This is a genomic window from Acinetobacter sp. PFS20 (assembly GCF_052261015.1).
Taxonomy (GTDB): Bacteria; Pseudomonadota; Gammaproteobacteria; order Pseudomonadales; family Moraxellaceae; genus Acinetobacter.
The window spans coordinates 3,900,148-3,918,338 of sequence record NZ_JBPVZE010000001.1 but is presented as its reverse complement, the minus strand read 5'-3'; the positions used below and the strand labels follow the sequence as shown (position 1 = coordinate 3,918,338).

At 38.8% G+C, this 18,191-nt stretch carries 16 protein-coding genes; 12 read left to right on the top strand and 4 right to left on the bottom strand.

The window, feature by feature from the left end:
• Positions 1 to 3 precede the first annotated feature (3 nt).
• The 9 genes from ACS125_RS18525 to ACS125_RS18485 all read left to right on the top strand — a co-directional run bounded on the left by ACS125_RS18525 (position 4) and on the right by ACS125_RS18485 (position 8,806).
• Complete coding sequence (locus ACS125_RS18525) at positions 4 to 2,529, top strand: hypothetical protein (protein ID WP_443273799.1); 2,526 nt, start codon at positions 4 to 6, stop codon at positions 2,527 to 2,529.
• On the top strand, positions 2,526 to 2,828 hold the full coding sequence (locus ACS125_RS18520) for a hypothetical protein (RefSeq protein WP_443273797.1): 303 nt from the start codon (positions 2,526 to 2,528) through the stop codon (positions 2,826 to 2,828). Before ACS125_RS18525 ends, ACS125_RS18520 begins: the two co-directional genes overlap by 4 nt.
• 70 nt (positions 2,829 to 2,898) lie before the next feature.
• Complete coding sequence (locus ACS125_RS18515) at positions 2,899 to 3,234, top strand: hypothetical protein (protein ID WP_443273795.1); 336 nt, start codon at positions 2,899 to 2,901, stop codon at positions 3,232 to 3,234.
• A gap of 3 nt (positions 3,235 to 3,237) precedes the next feature.
• Complete coding sequence (gene terL / locus ACS125_RS18510) at positions 3,238 to 4,890, top strand: phage terminase large subunit (RefSeq protein WP_443273793.1); 1,653 nt, start codon at positions 3,238 to 3,240, stop codon at positions 4,888 to 4,890.
• Positions 4,891 to 4,898: 8 nt separating this feature from the next.
• Entirely contained in the window at positions 4,899 to 7,202 is a 2,304-nt protein-coding gene (locus tag ACS125_RS18505) for a phage tailspike polysaccharide lyase family protein (protein WP_443273791.1), read from the top strand.
• 12 nt (positions 7,203 to 7,214) lie between these two features.
• Positions 7,215 to 7,469 carry a hypothetical protein gene (locus ACS125_RS18500; RefSeq protein ID WP_443273789.1) on the top strand — a complete coding sequence of 85 codons (255 nt, stop codon included), beginning with the start codon at positions 7,215 to 7,217 and terminating at the stop codon, positions 7,467 to 7,469.
• An 89-nt stretch (positions 7,470 to 7,558) separates the two neighbouring features.
• On the top strand, positions 7,559 to 7,936 hold the full coding sequence (locus tag ACS125_RS18495; RefSeq protein ID WP_443273787.1) for a hypothetical protein: 378 nt from the start codon (positions 7,559 to 7,561) through the stop codon (positions 7,934 to 7,936).
• On the top strand, positions 7,933 to 8,487 hold the full coding sequence (locus ACS125_RS18490; RefSeq protein ID WP_443273785.1) for a lysozyme: 555 nt from the start codon (positions 7,933 to 7,935) through the stop codon (positions 8,485 to 8,487). Before ACS125_RS18495 ends, ACS125_RS18490 begins: the two co-directional genes overlap by 4 nt.
• 124 nt (positions 8,488 to 8,611) lie before the next feature.
• Positions 8,612 to 8,806 (top strand): hypothetical protein, encoded by a 195-nt coding sequence (locus ACS125_RS18485; RefSeq protein ID WP_443273783.1) that lies wholly within the window; start codon positions 8,612 to 8,614, stop codon positions 8,804 to 8,806.
• Here the strand turns inward: ACS125_RS18485 and ACS125_RS18480 are convergent.
• Together ACS125_RS18480 and ACS125_RS18475 are read right to left on the bottom strand one after the other, a co-directional pair.
• Complete coding sequence (locus ACS125_RS18480; protein WP_443273781.1) at positions 8,803 to 10,014, bottom strand: tyrosine-type recombinase/integrase; 1,212 nt, start codon at positions 10,012 to 10,014, stop codon at positions 8,803 to 8,805. The two genes, ACS125_RS18485 and ACS125_RS18480, sit on opposite strands and share 4 nt — an antisense overlap.
• A gap of 351 nt (positions 10,015 to 10,365) precedes the next feature.
• Positions 10,366 to 10,740: a diacylglycerol kinase gene (locus ACS125_RS18475; RefSeq protein WP_004790498.1), complete on the bottom strand. Its 375-nt coding sequence runs from the start codon at positions 10,738 to 10,740 to the stop codon at positions 10,366 to 10,368.
• Between the two features lie 105 nt (positions 10,741 to 10,845).
• On the opposite strand from ACS125_RS18475, the gene ACS125_RS18470 reads away from it, so the two are divergent.
• On the top strand, positions 10,846 to 11,808 hold the full coding sequence (locus tag ACS125_RS18470) for an MBL fold metallo-hydrolase (RefSeq protein WP_443273779.1): 963 nt from the start codon (positions 10,846 to 10,848) through the stop codon (positions 11,806 to 11,808).
• A 44-nt stretch (positions 11,809 to 11,852) separates the two neighbouring features.
• Here ACS125_RS18470 and ACS125_RS18465 read toward each other — a convergent pair whose 3' ends face one another.
• Positions 11,853 to 12,995, bottom strand: a complete 1,143-nt coding sequence (locus ACS125_RS18465) for a glycerophosphodiester phosphodiesterase (protein ID WP_174731593.1) — start codon at positions 12,993 to 12,995, stop codon at positions 11,853 to 11,855.
• Between the two features lie 263 nt (positions 12,996 to 13,258).
• Between ACS125_RS18465 and ACS125_RS18460 the strand changes: the two genes are divergently transcribed.
• Both ACS125_RS18460 and ACS125_RS18455 read left to right on the top strand, forming a co-directional pair.
• Positions 13,259 to 16,354, top strand: coding sequence for a multidrug efflux RND transporter permease subunit (locus ACS125_RS18460; protein ID WP_443273776.1), 3,096 nt, complete (start codon positions 13,259 to 13,261; stop codon positions 16,352 to 16,354).
• A gap of 72 nt (positions 16,355 to 16,426) precedes the next feature.
• A complete protein-coding gene (locus ACS125_RS18455; protein WP_174731599.1) occupies positions 16,427 to 17,002 on the top strand; it encodes a DUF4112 domain-containing protein in 576 nt (191 codons plus the stop codon).
• Between the two features lie 50 nt (positions 17,003 to 17,052).
• On the opposite strand, the gene htpX is transcribed toward ACS125_RS18455, so the two are convergent.
• The gene (gene htpX / locus ACS125_RS18450; protein ID WP_004790506.1) at positions 17,053 to 17,958 is read right to left on the bottom strand and encodes a protease HtpX; all 906 of its coding nucleotides are present in this window, start codon (positions 17,956 to 17,958) and stop codon (positions 17,053 to 17,055) included.
• Positions 17,959 to 18,191 lie beyond the last annotated feature (233 nt).

Genomic DNA, 18,191 nt, shown 5'->3' with positions numbered 1-18,191 from the left:
TTTATGAAAGAACAATGCAAACAAGCCGTAGCTAAAGCACTTGGCAAGCAATCCCTCACAGCTCAAGAAGCAACAGACATTGAAGCACGCATTAATGAAACTATGCGTAATATGGCGCGTAAGGATCGTGATAAATGGCGCAATCTTTCCGATGCTGAAAAACTAACAGAGGCATCAAAGCAAGTTGCTATCGATATTCAAGAACAATTAAAACGCAAGCATAAAATTGCAGCTCAAGACATCCTGAAACAATCCCAAAATATTGCAGCATTAGACCATGGCAAGCTTTCATCAATGGAGGTTATAGACCGTATGGTTGCGGCTCATGGTGATATGTCGGGCATTCAATCAATTGATTCAAAAGCGCGTGGTATTGCTTCAATTTATCGTGGTGAGCTCGTGGATTTCTACACCAACATTAAAGGCGGTTTAGGAATTTTCACAGATCAAGAATTAGTTCATAAAATTGTGCGTGAGCGTTTCGGCGATAATACAGGCGACCCATTAGCGAAAAAAATTAGCGATAAGATGGGCGATGTTTTTGAAGCTATGCGTGACCGTTTTAACCGGAATGGCGGCGACATTGGAAAGCTAGATAATTGGGGTTTACCTCAAACGCACAACTTAGAAAAAATTGCTAAGGCTGGGAAAGAGGCTTGGGTAAGTAAGGCTGAATCTCTAATTGACACACGGCAATATGTGCATGAAAACGGTGATTACTACTCACAGCAAGAAATACGCTCACTGCTGGAATATACCTACGATACGCTATCAAGTGATGGTGCAAACAAAATTGAAGTAGGCCGACAAGCGACAGGTGCAGGCACATCCAAAGTGACTAATCGTCATGGTGAAAGTCGGGTTCTACATTTTAAAGATGCTGATGCATGGCTGGAATATCAATCTGAGTTCGGCGGCATGCAATTTGTTGATCTAGTTGAAGCACATGTAAATGGCCTTTCTAAAGACATTGCCATGGTAGAAAACTTGGGAAGCAATCCAAAAACAGCACTAAAAATTTTAATGGATGCCGCAGCTAATAAAGACTGGGCAAAAGGTATTGAAGACAATAAAACTAAATCGTCTCGTAAACGTGCACAGGTCATGTTTGATGAGTTTAGTGGGGGGAATTCTCCACAGTCTCAAGTACTGGCAAACTTAGGTCTTGCATATCGATCAATGAATGTTGCTTCTATGCTCGGCGGTACTACAATTGCATCGATTGCTGATCAAGCAACTATTGCAAAAACTGCAAGTGTGCATGATGTATCTTATCGCAAGGCTTTCGGCGAATTAATCGGACAGCTAAACCCAGCCAATAAAGCAGATCGAGAACTGGCCCACAGTTTAGGGCTAGCCACGGATGAAATGCTAGGCTCAATTGCGCGCTGGTCAGATGATGGACTAACAGCGACTTACGGTAAATCTGAAAAATTGGCTCGTATATCAAGCGGTGTTGCAACCCAAGTAATGCGAGTGTCTTTTTTAAATGCTCTTACTTCTGCCTCAAAAGTTGGATTTACTAAGCTTCTTATGGAGAAGTACGGCCGCTTAAGCCGTTCAAAAGCTTGGAATGATCTAGATGTTCAAGATAGAGAATTGCTTTCAAATACTGGCTTAGATGAGCGCGCTTGGCAGGTATTCCAATTGGCTGAACCAGTTGTGGACCGCAAGGGTAATCAACTCATGTCGGCTCGTTCTATCTATGAAATTCCAGATGAAAAGCTAGCGGCTTTTGGTGATCCAAATCAAATTAAAGATCAGGTAGCCTCACAACTTCAAGCACATTTACTAGATGAGCAGGGCATGGCAGTAATTGAGGCGGGGCTTCGTGAACGTACTTGGATGCAAGTAGGCGCAAAGGGAACCATCACAGGTGAAGTGACAAAGGGACTAATGCAGTTTAAATCTTTCTCTGCATCATTCTTGATGCGCCAAGGTAGTCGAACAATGGCACAAGAAGGCTTAAAAGGTAAAGCTGCCTATACCATTCCTTTGGCTGTAACTATGACTTTACTCGGTGGTCTTGTTGTTCAGTTGCGTGAATTACTAAACGGTAATGACCCACAAACAATTTATGATAGCAGCGACCCTAAAAAGGCAAGTAGCTTCTTTTTGCGTTCGCTTGTTGCTGGTGGAGGTTTACCTGTACTTGGTGACATTCTGGTTGCTGGTACTGATACTTCTGGCCGTGATGCTAACTCTTTTGTGTCTGGTCCACTAGGCAGTGATTTTACTTCTTTGCTTGGTTTAACTGTTGGTAATCTCACACAGTACAATGAAGGAAAAGACACAAATTTCGGCAACGAAGCTTTCAAATTTGTGAAAAGCAAAATACCAGCACAGAACTTGTGGTATACAAAAGCGGCAATTAATCGTATGTTCTTTGATGAGATTCAAGACACCATTGCCCCCGGCTATCGAGAGAAGGCATTACGCAAAGCAGAGCGGACACAAGACCGTGAGCGTTTCTGGGGCGATGATATAAACGATATAAGAGCGCCTAATTTTGAGAGAGTAGTAGAATGATTAAGGCTTTAAGTTTAATAACAATATGTATTTCAATGGTCGCTTGTGCGTCAGTTCCGCGTGATACGAGCGTTCAATTACTTGATAGCGATAGCACTTTGGTTAATGGTTGTAAAAAGCTAGGTCCTATCAATACTGATACGCGTGGCAATCCTTTTAACTTTGCTGATAAAGCTGATTCAGAATTTAAGCGGATTGCTAAAGATAAGTACGGGGCAGATTCAGCCGTTATTACATATAGAAGTGATTTGCCAGCGGGCAGAGTTGTTATGCAGGGTACAGCGTTAAAGTGCTATTAATTAAGATGTAAACCACACAACAAACCTGAATTTAATCCCCCTTATAAGTTGTTTATATAGGGGGATTTTTATGTCTAAAGAAAAGAAAGTCGGTCATTTAAAACCTGAGACAAAAGAGCGGCTAGAACTCTGTTTAGAAATGGCCGCCTCAAGCTCTGTGAATTTAATCACAAAAGCATACGGCCAAGATATCTTTGATAAGCAAGGTCGTGGTGATCTTGTGTGGCTTTATAAAGGAGCTAAAGAAGCACTCACATGTATGGAAAAACTTAAGCGCATTCTCAATGATGATGAGTTGTCGGTAGGCGATCCAAATGATAGAAAAATTACGCCAGAAATGCAGGCAGCTAAGATATTAGAGCAGGTTGCTGAAAAGCTAGAGAACCGTAAACAGCGTCCGAGCTAATTCATGATTAAGGTCGGTTTTGCTGCATTCTATCTGGTTTATGCGGAGACATTAAACTGGGCTGTGCCTGATTTTCATCTAGACGTCTGTGATTTTCTAGAGGACTACGGCTCACTCGGTTTATTGATGATGCCCCGTGGGCATGGCAAATCGACAATCCTTGATATTTATAACGCTTGGCGTTTATACAATGAGCCAAATCATTTAATCCTTCATCAAGGCGCTACTGATCCAGATGCCTATAAAGTTAGCCGTGGTACTGAACAAGTATTGGAGCGTCACCCTTTATGCCAACTTTTTAACATTAAAAAAGAGCGTGGCGAGACACAAAAATGGTGGGTAACTGGTTCAAATGATGTGCGCCATGGTTCTATTCATGCTCGCGGCATCATGTCTAACGTGACTGGTTCACGTGCCAACGAAATACAGAATGATGATGTGGAAGTGCCGGGCAACATTGGCACCCCAGAAGCCCGTGAAAAGCTAAGATACAGACTCGGCGAACAAACATTTATTTTAATACCGGGTGGGCAAGAGCTTTATGTTGGTACACCACACACCCATGATTCACTCTATTCTGAAATTATGCTCAACCCAGACGCTAAATGTCTTATTTTTAGAATGTTTGAAAAAGAAAAACGATTTGAGCAAATCATTCAGGCTGTAGTTGATTTCAAGCCTATCTATATTTTTAGCGGCATTGGCCGTAGATCAAAACTTTTAATTGAAGGCCAAGATTACCAAGTTGTACAGCAAGGTACAGGTTACTTCATTACTTTTGATGAATCACATTCTCTAATTGATATCTACAGCGAAGCATTGTGGCCAGAAAGATTTACGGCTAAAGAAATGCAAAAGCGTCGCCGTAAATGCCGAACACTCAATGAATGGGATTCTCAGTATCAATTACATGCTAAGCCTGTGGGGGATGTGAGATTGAACCCAGCTAAAATGATTCCTTATAACTGTGAGCCAGTATTAACACGTGCTAACGGTATGTGGCGCATGACATTAGGAGAGCGTCAGATTGTTGGGATTACATGCTCTTGGGACCCAAGCTCGGGTAAAACTAAATCTGACGTATCAGCAGTTGAGCTAGTATTACATGATGACCTTGGAAACAAGTATTGGCACCGATCAATTGAATTGACTGGAGAAGTTGTTAAAACAGATGAGCAGGGAAATATCATTGGTGGTCAAGTCTGGCAGCTATGTGACCTTATAGAAGAATTCAACATTCCAAAAATTACTATTGAAACTAACGGAATAGGAAACTTTGCGCCTGCAGCATTAAAAGGTGCATTAAAAAAACGCCGTATTCGTTGTGGTATCACTGAGCAACATTCTACCCAATCCAAAAATAAACGCATTTTAGAGGGCTTGGAAGGGCCTTTAGTGTCTGGAATGTTATGGGTGCATGTATCAGTAATTGATACGGAAGACGGCGAAAATACATCAAAACAATACAAGCAAATGCAGCAGTTCAACCCAGCTCTATCAGATCAAGAAGACGACCACCTTGATTCACTTGCACGTGCAGTAACTGACTCACCTGAACGAGTAGGAAAATTACACAGAACAATGGAATCTAATGAGCGGCCTAATTGGAGAACAAACGGTGGAGTCGTAGAAGCCACCTTAGATTTCAATGATTAGGTGATGACATGGCTGTAGCAGACCAAACGCCATATAAAGAATATGTCGCTAATGGCACGACAACGATATTTCCATTAGAGTTTGACTGCGATGATGCTGAACATCTCATCGTAAAAAAAGACGATGAAGTTATTCCATCCCTAAACAATTGGTCATTGGATACAAATACAGGCTCAGTCGTATTTAGTGTTGCACCTTATGTTGGATCAAAGTTGATTCTACAGCGTGATACTCCGCTTGTACGTAACACAGATTATGCAACTTACAACAATTCAATACGCCCGACACCAGTAAACAAGGACTTTGATCGAATCTGGTTGAAGCTCCAAGAATTGGGCATTGGTGATTACTTACTTAAGGAGTTTTTCTTAAAAGAAGTTGAGAATCAAGGTGTCGCTGTAGGGCAACTAGATGAACTCTATAATGATTTTTTACAACGGCTTGCCAACGTTAATACTGATAAAGATTGGGATGCTGCTTTTGTAGCTTATAGAGGATCTACACAGGATATATTTAACCAGAATCAAGAAAATCTTAATTTAACAATCATTAACTATGTGAACCCTAAAATGTGGGGGGCGATAGGTAATGGCGTGGCGGATGATTCAAATGCTATTGAATCATGCCGTAACTACATGATCGCTAATAATGCCACATTCAACGATTTTTCAGAGAGTAAATATAGACATACCAGAAATATTACTTTCACTGCTCCCAATCAAAAACTTATTTTCAATGGTAATTGTGAATTTGTTAGTGACAGTTTCTATATTACTTTTACCGGTACTAAAACACAGATTGGGTACATATCTACAGCTGCATCGAAAAATAGCAAAACGATTACACTAAATCAGAATATCTCATTAAATCAAAATGATTTGATCGCTATTCACAATAGTCGCGTATCTTCATTGTCGACACATCGAAGCTATTACTATGATGGGGAAATAAGAGAGGTTGAGTCAGTTTCAGGGAATGTCATAACCTTGAAAGCACAACTAGAATCTAGCTATCCAAGTGGTGTTGAGGATAAGGTATGGAAAATTGAACCGATAAACCTTGAAATAAATGGAATAACATTTACTGGTAATGGAATTAGTGCAGTAAAAGTTAGTCTAGCTGTAAAAAGCTCTTTTAATTTTAATGCAAATAACCTGCAAAATAATGTTGGTTCACAAAATGCATTTTATATCGATCGTTGCTTTGATTGTCATGTGAAGGGTGGTAGATACATTAAGAAAGGTGTATCGGGAACAGGAACAGATTACGGCATTCTTGTTAGTAATAGCCAAGATATTCTCATCGAAGCAGATTATGCATATGGTGGAAGACATGGATGTGCAGTAGGCGGTGACAATAATGATATGGCTATTCCTAATCGTAGAATTTACTTTGAAAAAATCGTAATTGAAAATGATCCTACCACAACTTTACATGCTGCTGATTTTCACGGGAATGCAATCGCTTGTTATTATAAAAACTGTGAGATTAAAGGCCGAGTTTCTTTAGCAGGCGACAGCTGTAAATCGATTGGAAATCGGATTACATCTCCTGCTGGCGAGGTCCGTTCGCCGATTCATTTAACGGAAGTAATTGGCGGTGACGTTGGGAGTTTCGGCGATACTTTTCTTTCAACAGGCATTGCTACAACATTAATGATGTGGCAAACATCAACTTTTCTTGAAAAATTAAGCAAGCCAGCGACCTTCTCGATGGTGGATCCTATAGTTGAGGCCAATAATTCTCTTATTGGACTAATGTCCATTCTTAATACAAACCAACCATGTAAGTATGTTTTAGATGGTTTTGCCATTAATGGGGATGTTTCAACATTAAATCGATTAATTAGCTATACCACAGGAACATCAGCAATAAAGCCTGTATTTATTCAAATTACTCGTCCGAAAACTCAGTTAAACGAAACAGTAGTCTTGCTGCAAGGTGATGTTGTTTTGCCGAATGTGGCTAAAAGTGTATTTAGCCAATCAGGTACTGACACGGTTAATAATAACGGTTCGTGGATCAAGCAGTCTGATGGTTCTATGATTTGTCGCCAACGTATTAGTGTCACAGGCACAATTAATACGGCTTATGCTGGTGGATATAAATCAGCAGACATTACTTGGACATATCCTAAGGCATTCGTAGGAGTGCCAACAATTATTGCAACTTCACTTGATAATGCTTGTGCGTCAATCAAAGCTTTAAATCCCACTTCAACAGCAACAACACTCTTTGGATTTGCTACACAATCATTTGCTAGTGCTAGTGTCGTTATAGATGTCACAGCAATTGGTCGCCATCTAACATAAATGGAGAATAGTATGTATTACGCATCTTATAAAACAGCGGGCTTTCCTATTTATATTGGAAAGTTAAAGGATGATGAATTAGAAGGAAGAGCATTTGTTGTCTATAAATGTCCAGATGGTCTTTTAGTTGGAGAAGAGAACTATCTTTATGACGAAGTTAATAATGTGCTGCGTTGGGAAGGTTTACAATCACCAGAATATGAACGTGAAATTATAGGTTTTGCGGATAGTGAAGAAGAGGCTTTTATTATTGGCAATGCAGTTTAATTATTAACAAGTAATCACACAACAAAACACCGCAAGCCCTAGCTTTAAATAGCTTAGGGCTTTTTTATTACTATTAAATTGAGAATGCTATGCAAGAAAACGCGATTCCATGGGTGTTAAAGATTTTTCCAGCTGTAATTGGGGCAATATTAGCGCTGGTATTAAGCGGCGATATTGATAAAGAAGGCAAGATTAAAGTTTCAATGAGTGTTGCTACAAAATTCGCCTGTAGTGTGACAGTAAGTTTATATGGTGGCTCAGCATTTATTGAGCACTTTGGTTTTCTTACTCACTCAACAATGTTCCAAGGTTTCATAATGCTGATTTTTGCAGTGTTTGGGCTCTTAGTTATTGGCATTGTTTATCAATCAATAGCTTTAATAAAAGGCAAAACACTATCAGAAGTGATTGCGGAAGTTAAATCTGCATTTGTCGCAATCTTAAGTGGCAGGGGTGGGGAAAAATGAGCACTAAACCATTTTTTGATACTGCTAGAGTTATTGCAGGCGGCAAACTTACACAAGCACAAGTGGACGATCTAAACAAGGTTGTCGATAAACTTGCGCCAGATGGCAAAACTACAAGTCAGGTTGGTATTGATCTGATTGCAAGCTTTGAAGACACTCGATTCAAAGCCTACGACGATGGTGTGGGGATCTGGACCATTGGCATTGGCACAACTGTTTACCCGAATGGGGTGGAAGTTAAGGAGGGCGACACTTGTACACTTGAGCAAGCTAAATCCTATTTTAAACAAGATCTAGCCAAGTTTGAAAAGACTGTGAATGATTCTGTCAAAGTGCCATTAACTCAAAATCAGTTTGATGCTTTGGTATCACTGACTTACAACATTGGATCTAGTGCTTTTAAAAGTTCAACGTTACTTAAAAAATTAAATAAACGTGACTATCAGGGTGCGGCTGATCAATTTACGTTGTGGAATAAAGCAAAGGGTAAAATTCTTGATGGTTTAACCCGTCGCCGTGCAGCTGAGCGAGCACTATTCTTAAAGAAGTAATTTATATGTGCCAGCGCACTAAAGTTGCATCAATCATTACAATGCTGTGTTTAATCTTCTCAGGTTGCACAGCTCACACAATTAATAGTAATGTGAATGTCTCTATTTGTGTGAGAGCGTTTTAATGTCTACACAGCTAATCAAAATTCGCAACACAGCAATTGATCGAAGTATAGATCTGTTAGCTGAACTCAATAAAAATGGAGAAGTCACCAAAATTTACGACTACAACGGCAATGAGTTAAAGGTTAATTTCTTGCGCGATGAAGTCTATTATAAAAAGTTGTGGTGGCAGTTCCAGAAGAAGCAGCATATTTAAGCTGCCCAACTATCAACATGATCTGCCCACCATTGCATCATATTTCTACGATCATTTAGCCATTGAGCATGGTTATAAGAAGCACGAGTTTTATTATCTGAAACATGGGCTAGTTGAAGCTCTACCCAATCTTGATTAAATCCATTTTCATTAGCAATAGTAGAGGCTGTAGCCCTTAGACTATGCATAGTAAAATCAATATCAAGATTATCTAATGCTGTATTTAGGGTAGTTTTCCCAATCATCTCACCATCTTCACCCGGAAAGATATACTCACTATTTGGATAAAGTTCAAATTGTTCTTTAATGATTTCAATAAGCTGATCAGACAAAGGAACAATATGCATCCTGTTCTTTTTCATATTCCGCTTTCCTGCAAGAATATCGGCTCTTGTTACAGCTGGAATAGTCCAGGTTTTTTCATCAAAATTAATAAACTCTTTTCTACCTCTTCGAATTTCAATAGATCTAAGCCAAGAATAAGCAGCCGCTTTAATAGCATTTCGAGTACTTATCGAACCACCATAGACGTTTAACTTTGGGAAAAACTCTTTTTTCTCAGTTTCTGTTAAAGGTCTAGCATGGGTAACTTCTGGGAGTTTAATATATCCTCTTAATGCATAGGTAGGGTCAATAGATATACGTTTAGTGATAATGGCATAAGTCATAACCTCGCCAATAATCTGCCTTACGAAAATGCCTCTAGCTTCACCAGTTCCTTTGCCTGACTTTCTTATTCTGGCCATAGTATTATCAAGCACATTTTTTATATCAATGGAATCTACTTCATGGATTGGTTTATTTCCTAAAATTGGAAAAATATCTTTTTTGTAATAGCTATTTCGCCGTGTAAACCATTCTTCTGATTGTTGACCTGTCTTGGATTCTAAGAACTCGGCCGCAACTAAACTAAATGTTCCAGCATTTGCTTGAATGGCTTTTAATAGTTCTTCTTGCTGATAACTTGATGGATCTATACCATTAGTTAATTGTTTTCTAAATTCTAGAGTTTTTAAACGTGCTTCTGCTAAACTAACTTCTGGATATTGGCCAATGGTCAGCATATTTGCTTTAGTTAGATAGCGATAACGGAAACGCCAGAATTTACCACCAGATGGGCGGACTTCTAAACATAATCCTGAATGATCAGCAACTCGAAAGACTTTTTCAGTTGGTTTTAATCGTTTGATTTTTAGATCGTTTAACATGAAGTGTGAGTAACGCTATTTTTGAGAGACTTTACTCACAATCTTACTCACAAATTTTGGTAATGTCATGTAAGGCTAGTTCACACTAGTTCAGTATAAAAAATATTAACCAACCTTGGACTAAGTGGTTGCTTCATATTAGGTCATAGAAGGTTAGAATGATGTTAGGCATGATGTAATAACGCATCACCGCTTTAACCAAAAAAATCCCTGTTTATACAGGGATTTTTTATTTTTAAGTGATTTTAAGAAATAGTTAAGTTCAATAACTTATATTAAAAAACAGGAACAGCAGCTAGAAGTTCCTCTTTGTTACAGCCATGCTTATTTACTTATAAGCATGGTTTTTTTTTATCCTAATAAAATGAATAACCATGTAATCGCAATGATAGAAAGTGCAACAAATTGAGCCGCACTTCCCATATCTTTTGCATTTTTAGAAAGCTGATGTTTTTCAAGAGAAACTCGGTCAACGACTGCTTCAATAGCCGAATTGAACAATTCAACGATCATTGCAAATAGACATACAATAATGAGTAAGACGTGTTCACTGCGGGTTACGTCAAGAAAAAAACTAACTGGAATTAAAATAAGATTAATCAAAACAATTTGACGGAAAGCTGCTTCATTTTTATATGCTGCTTTAAATCCGGAAATCGAGTAGCCCGTTGCATTGAGTATGCGTTTAAGACCACTTTTACCCTTATAAGGAGAATAGCTATTCATTTACTTATATTTCTGACACATTTCATGCATTATATAATTTGGGTCTTAAAAAATTATTAAATCTTTTTAAAGATTTTGACTTTATAACTGAATAGAGAAGAAGAGATGAAAAAATTATGTGTAGCTTTGAGTCTTGCATTTTGTAGCATGCATGCTGCGTATGCCGAGCAAACTCCTACCCAGCAAGTACCTGGATATTATAAGCATCAATTCGGAAAATACCGTGTAACATCTTTACTGGATGGCACGATTTATCTAAATCCTAACTTGTTTAAAAATTTAAATCAGGCTCAGAAAACTAAAATATTAACTAAATATGCTGCTGTGAATGAGAAGGGTATTCAAACTTCGGTCAATGCATTTTTAGTAGATGATGGTAAGAGTTTAACGCTTGTTGATAGTGGGGCAGCAAGTTGTTTTGGCCCACAATTGGGTTCGATTGCAAAAAATATTGAATTGGCAGGTTATCAACTTGCTAATGTAAAAACGGTATTACTCACACATTTACATCCAGACCATGTATGCGGAATTGCTCAAAATGGGAAAGCGGTATTTCCTAACGCAACTGTATATGCGCATGAACGCGAAGCTGATTATTGGTTAAATCCAGCTTCTGAAAAAACAGTGCCAGCAGATAAAAAGCAAAACTATTTAGGTACTGTGAAAAACATAAAAACTGCTCTTGCTCCATATCAAGCAAAAAAAGCATTTAAGACATTTAAAGATGGTGATGTTATTCAAGGTTTTGAAGTGATCGATACACGTGGTCATACACCTGGGCATCATAGCTTTCGCTTAAAGAGTAATGATCAGCAAATTATTTTTGTTGGAGACATTGTTCACTCACATTCTTTGCAGTTTGATGCTCCAAAAACTGGTGTGGATTTTGATGTAAATTCTGAGCAGGCGATTAATACCCGTTTAAAAATGTTCGCTGAAATTTCAAATAAACAACAATGGGTCGCAGCACCACATTTACCATTCCCAGGTATTGGCCATGTTTATAAAGTAAACGCTGAGCAATATCAGTGGATCCCACTTTATTTTGATAATGTTGTAGAGAAATAAAAAAAACAGGGCATTTATTGCCCTGTTTTTTATAAAAACGTTAATTATTTTGCGGCTTTTTCATACTTAATAACAGCTTCACGACCAAGTGCTGGGTCATCTGTAAAGACTCCATCAACACCCGCTTTGAAATAGGCTTCAAACTCTTTTAAAGCACCAGTTGGGCAGCGCTCAGCTGGTTTATCTTGACTGCATTTTAAAGGCGTTGGTAAGAAATTATTTTCTGGACGGAATGTATAAGGATGTACTTTTAAGCCAGCTGCATGAGCATCAGAAATAAACGAAGTCGTTTGAACTGAGCCATTGTCATTAAAGTTTAGAATATAACCTTTACTTGGTCCTACACCGTTTGCATATTTAGCAACGTCTTTTAAGCCTTGTGCTGTGGCTAAATCTGCATAAGTTTTAGTTTCACCAGATTCAACAAAGTCGGCTGGTTGCGAAGTTTTAGCGTCATAAAGTTGAATGATTTGTGCATGTTTAAGTGTTTTGTGAAGATCAAGCTCCCTTTTTAAATCTTTTAAGTTTTGAACTTCAAAAGACTGTAAATAAACAGGTGCAATATCACGTGTATATTCATATTTGGCTAATGTTTTAAGAAGGGTATCTTCCATTGCCAGATTATGATTTTTAAAGTAAGTCGGATGTTTGGTTTCAATATATAAACCAATAATTTTTCCAGTTTTTTTATAATTTGCTTCAGCCAGCTCAATCACCTGTTCTAGAGTTGGGACAGGGTAAAGGTCATTATAGGCTGTGTTTGCTGGTCGGAACTCTGGAATACGTTCACGCGCTTTAAGCTGCTGTAATTCACTTAAAGTGAAGTCTTCTGTAAACCAGCCTGTTAAGTCTTTACCATCAATATTTTTTGTTGTTTTACGGTCTGCAAACTGAGTTAAAGTGCTTACATTGGTTGTTCCACCAATCTCATTTTCATGACGAGTAACCAATACACCGTCTTTTGTAGACACTAAATCCGGCTCAATAAAATCTGCACCATCATCAATAGCTTTTTGATATGAAGCTAATGTGTGCTCAGGACGTAAAGCGCTCGCGCCACGGTGCCCAATCACTAAAATCTTAGGAAGTTGATATTCTGGTGTAGTAGGTGTGTTTTCGGTTTTATCATCGTCATTACAACCAACCAAGCTAATTAAACTTAAGCATAAAATTGCTCTTTTAAACATAATTCTACTCATATTGTTTTAGTTGAAACGGCTCTAGTCTGCCAATTGAACTTGACGTGATCATGAAGAATTCATGAATTTTCAGTGACACTTGTTAAAGCCTTCTTTATGGCTTTGTAGGAAATAGCCATTCCTACTTTGTTTTTGTCCTAATTGCATTTATTGTGTTAATTCTACTTGTCTTTTATATGTCGCTCGTTGATGATCAAGAGGCCAAATTTGGCAGTGCCATATGTTAATTGACGACCTAATTCTGAGCAGCCATGCTATCTAAATTTTTTATTCAGCGCCCTATTTTTGCCAGTGTACTCGCAATTATTGTTATGGCATTTGGTATCTTCTCTGTGCTTAATTTGCCCGTAGAACGCTACCCCGATATTGCACCACCAAAAATTACAGTATCGGCAAGTTATAGTGGGGCAGATGCACAAACAGTTGAGCAAAGTGTTACTCAGATTTTAGAACAGCAAATACAAGGTATCGATCACTTACTTTATTTTAGCTCTACCAGTGACTCGTCGGGACGTAGTCGAATTACCATTAGTTTTGATAATGGAACAAATCCAGATACGGCACAGGTCCAAGTCCAAAATAGTATTAGTGGCGTGATAAGACGTTTACCCGATGAAGTACAACGCCAAGGGGTGACGGTGAGTAAGTCACTCGGCGATACTTTTATGGTGGTAGGTTTATATGACTCATCTGGTAAATCGGGAAATATTGAGCTATCGGACTACTTAACTACACATGTGGTCGATAACCTGAACCGTATTGAAGGGGTGGGTGAATCTGATGTTTTTGGTTCGCAATATGCAATGCGAATCTGGTTAAATCCAGAGAAATTAAAACAATATAATTTAATGCCAAGTGATGTTGCCAGCGCAATCACCGCTCAAAATACCCAAGTGGCTGCGGGTGCAATTGGCGATTTACCTGTTATTGATGGGCAATATTTAAATACTAAAGTTACAGCTGGTTCTCGACTAAAAACAGTCGAAGATTTTAAAAATATTGTGGTGAAAGCCAATCAAACAGCAAGTTATGTCTATTTAAAAGATATTGCTAGAGTCGAGTTGGGTGCAGAAAATTATCAGTCTTTTAACACCATTAATGGCTATCCAGCCGCTGGTTTGGGTATTTCGTTATCTTCGGGCGCAAATGCCATTCAGACCTCTAAACTCATCCATCAAACTCTAGATCAGCTGACAACTAAATTACCTGCGGGTTATAAAATTGTTTATCCACGAGATAACACGCCGTTTGTTCAAGAGTCGATTAAGGAAGTCGTAAAGACCCTTATTGAAGCGATTATTTTAGTTATTCTGGTAATGTTTCTGTTCTTGCAAAGCTGGCGCGCGACACTCATTCCGAGTATTACCGTTCCGGTTGTTATTTTAGGAACTTTTGCTGTTTTATATGTGCTCGGTTTTAGTATTAACACCTTAACCTTATTTGCATTGGTACTCGCCATTGGCTTGTTAGTGGATGATGCGATTGTAGTGGTGGAAAACGTTGAACGGCTTATGCATGAGCAGCACTTAACACCCAAAGAAGCAGCTATTGAGTCAATGGGCGAAATTAGTGGTGCTTTAATTGGGATTACTTTGGTATTAACTGCTGTTTTTATTCCAATGTCTTTTTTAGGTGGCTCAATTGGTGTGATTTATCGCCAGTTTTCTATCACTTTAGTTGCCGCTATGGCGTTATCGCTCGTCGTTGCCTTAGTGCTTACGCCTGCGTTATGCGCTTTAATTTTAAAGCCTAATCCAGAGCCTATGCGTTGGGCGGTTTGGTTTAACCAAAAAATTGATCAACTTAAAAATCAATATATAAAAATTGTCCAAACAAGCATTCGCTACAGTAAATCGGTTGTGGTTATTTTTGTGGCTTTGATCGCTGTGTTTATGCTGTTTTATAGCGGTTTAAAAAGTGGATTTATTCCTAAAGAAGATCAAGGGATTTTAAGTGTTCAAATTAAGCTTGTTGATAGTGCCCCAATTTCTCAAAGTCAGAAAATTGGTGAACAAGTCCGTCAATACTTCTTAACCCAAGAAGATAAGAATGTGGATTTGGTTTTAATCCGCTATGGTCGAAATTATTCTGGTACAGGGCAGAACTTGGCACAAGGATTTATTGCTCTAAAACCTTGGGATGTACGTACTGGTAAAGAAAATTCGGCTGACGCTATACAAAAGCGTGCGATGAAATATTTTAGTCAATTCAATAATGCACAAATTAATGTGACATTACCTGCTTCGGTTAATGGTTTGGGTCAAACCGATGGTATGGATTTATGGATTCAAGATTTAAATGGCCAAGGACAAGATTTTCTAGATAGCACCTTCCGTCAGTTGCAAACTCAAAGTAAAAATTATTCAACTTTTGAAAACTTTGATAAGCAATCAACCAATAGTAAAGCAAATCTCAATATCAAAATTGATCAGAAACAAGCGTTAGCAAATGGTTTAGAACTCCCCGCAATTAACAACACTTTGTCGAGTGCATGGGGTGGAACATATGTGAATGACTTTATTGACCGTGGCCGTATTAAGCGTGTCATGATTCAAGGTGATGCCGCGTTCAGATCGAAACCTGAAGATTTATATAACTGGTCTGTACGTAATAACCAAAATGAAATGGTGCCTTTTAGTTCATTTGCTAACTTTAGTTGGGGCGGCGCTCCTGAAATCGTAAAACGCTATATGGGTTATAGCGCTTTGCAGTTACAGGCAGATGTTGCGAGTGGCAGCAGTTCAGGTCAGGCAATGAAAGATGTTGAACAACTTGTAAATCAGCAAAAAGATGTTGGTTTAGCTTGGACAGGTTTATCTTTTGAAGAACAGAAGTCGACAAATCAGGCCGTCTGGTTATATTTAATTTCGGCAGGCTTTATTTTCTTATGTTTAGCCGCTCTATATGAAAGTTTGAGCATTCCAGCCGCTGTGATGACCTCTATTCCGCTAGGCGTCGGAGGAAGTGTCATTTTCTCTTATATTTTTGGACTGCCCAATGATGTGTATTTCCAGATTGCACTATTAACCACAATTGGCTTGTCATGTAAGAACGCAATTTTAATTGTTGAGTTTGCAGCTTTGGCTCAGGAAAAAGGTAAGACTGCAATTCAAGCAGCTCTAGAAGGCGCAAGCTTACGGTTAAGACCGATTTTAATGACCTCTTTGGCCTTTGGTGCAGGTGTAATTCCTTTGGTCTTTGCACAAGGAGCAGGGGCTGTGAGCCGCCAAGAAATCGGTATTAGTATTTTAGGTGGCGTGATGTTTGGTACGGTGCTGGTTTTATTCTTTATTCCAGTTATGTATGTGTTATTGCGTTCACTATTTAGATCGAAAGCATCTAGTTAAAAGTAAACAATTTAAAAAGAGGCATTAAATCAAGTATATTAAGTTTAACTTCTCTTCATATATTTGATTTAGATGCCTCAAGAAAAAAAATTAACAGAGCAACAGGTCATCGCATTAGAACGAGACCTTGCTAAGTTTGCCACCATGATGGACAGCGCAGTGCGTATTCCTTTTACAAAGCAGGGCATCGGTGCCGATGCTGCACTGAGCACGATTCCAATTGCTGGTGATGTCGCAGGTTTTGTGCTGACGTGTTATGCGATTTATAAAGCTAAACAGATTGGTGTACCACAACATAAGTTAACTCCAGTTATCAAACTGGCAGTTGTAGATGCTGTAGTGGGTTTTGTTCCCGTTGCTGGGACTATTTTTGATATTTTTATACGCCCTAGTCGAAAAGCATTAGATGTGGTTCATACGCACATACGCGAAGAGTATGCGATTCAGAGCGATATTCATGTTGTTCATCCATATTTGCATGAAAAACTCGAAAAGAAGCAGCAGCATTCAGCTTTTTGGCGTAATCCTGTGGTGAGTTGGTTATGGTTACATATACCCGATTTATTAGGTACGTTTGTGCTGCTTTTAATTGGCTTCGCTGTTTGGTGGGGTGCAAGTTACCTATGGGGTCTCTATCAAACCATGTAATAAAAATAAAGCCTCCAGTTGGAGGCTTTATTTTTTTCACGTTAAACGTTTTATGGGCAATCTAATTGATGTAAAGCTGCCACACGTTGTTCAATTGTTGGGTGGGTTTGGAACAAAGCAGCTAAGCTAAAGCCTTGTTCTTTACCTTCCGCAATCGCGAAAGCTTTCATTTCTTTTGGCATTTGATCTGGCATTTCTGTCTCAGCTTGTAGACGTAATAATGCAGAAATCATTGCTTGTTTACCTGCTAAACGTGCACCTGCTTCATCAGCACGGTATTCACGATAACGAGAGAACCACATTACAATCGCAGAAGCGAGAATACCAAAGACGATATCCAATACCATGGTAATAATGAAGTAACCCATACCTGGGGCTTCATCGTCTTGACGACCAAAAACATTACGGTCGATAAAGTCACCGACTACGCGAGCAAAGAACATAACAAAGGCGTTCACGACACCTTGGATGAGTGCTAGGGTAACCATGTCACCATTCGCAACGTGACCAATCTCGTGCGCAAGCACAGCACGTAGCTCATCTTTGTTCATACGTTCAAGTAGACCAGATGAAACGGCAACTAAGGCATCATTCTTATTCCAGCCTGTTGCAAAGGCATTGGACTGATATGATGGAAAAATACCAACCTCTGGCATGTTAATACCAGAACGTTGAGAAAGTTCAGCGACTGTTTGCAATAACCAGCTTTCAGCTTGGTTACGAGGAGCATTCGGGTCGATCAGTTCTGTACCGGTCGTTTTCTTAGCCATCCATTTTGACATGAATAACGAGATTAAAGATCCCACCATACCAAACACAAAACAGATCACTAAAAGGTTGCCTAGATTCAAGCCACCCGCGCCATGGTAACTACCGACACCGAAGAGTGACAAAATAATGCCAGCTACAACCAGTACCGCGAGGTTGGTAAGCAAAAACAAACCAATCCGCATCATTGAGAAAATCCTCTTATAAATAAAATGTTATCTGATTTACAAATTCTAAATCATGCAGCTAATATGCGGGGCTTAGGGGAAAAATTCAAGAAAAAAATAAGGAATTGATACATTCTTTCACGAAGTAGAATGTACCTAAATTTAAAGAATAATTGGCTAAATTCGCCTAAATGGTAAGGATCAGGTAATAGATCATTACAATTTAAAGGACAAAAAATTGACAGAATAAACTG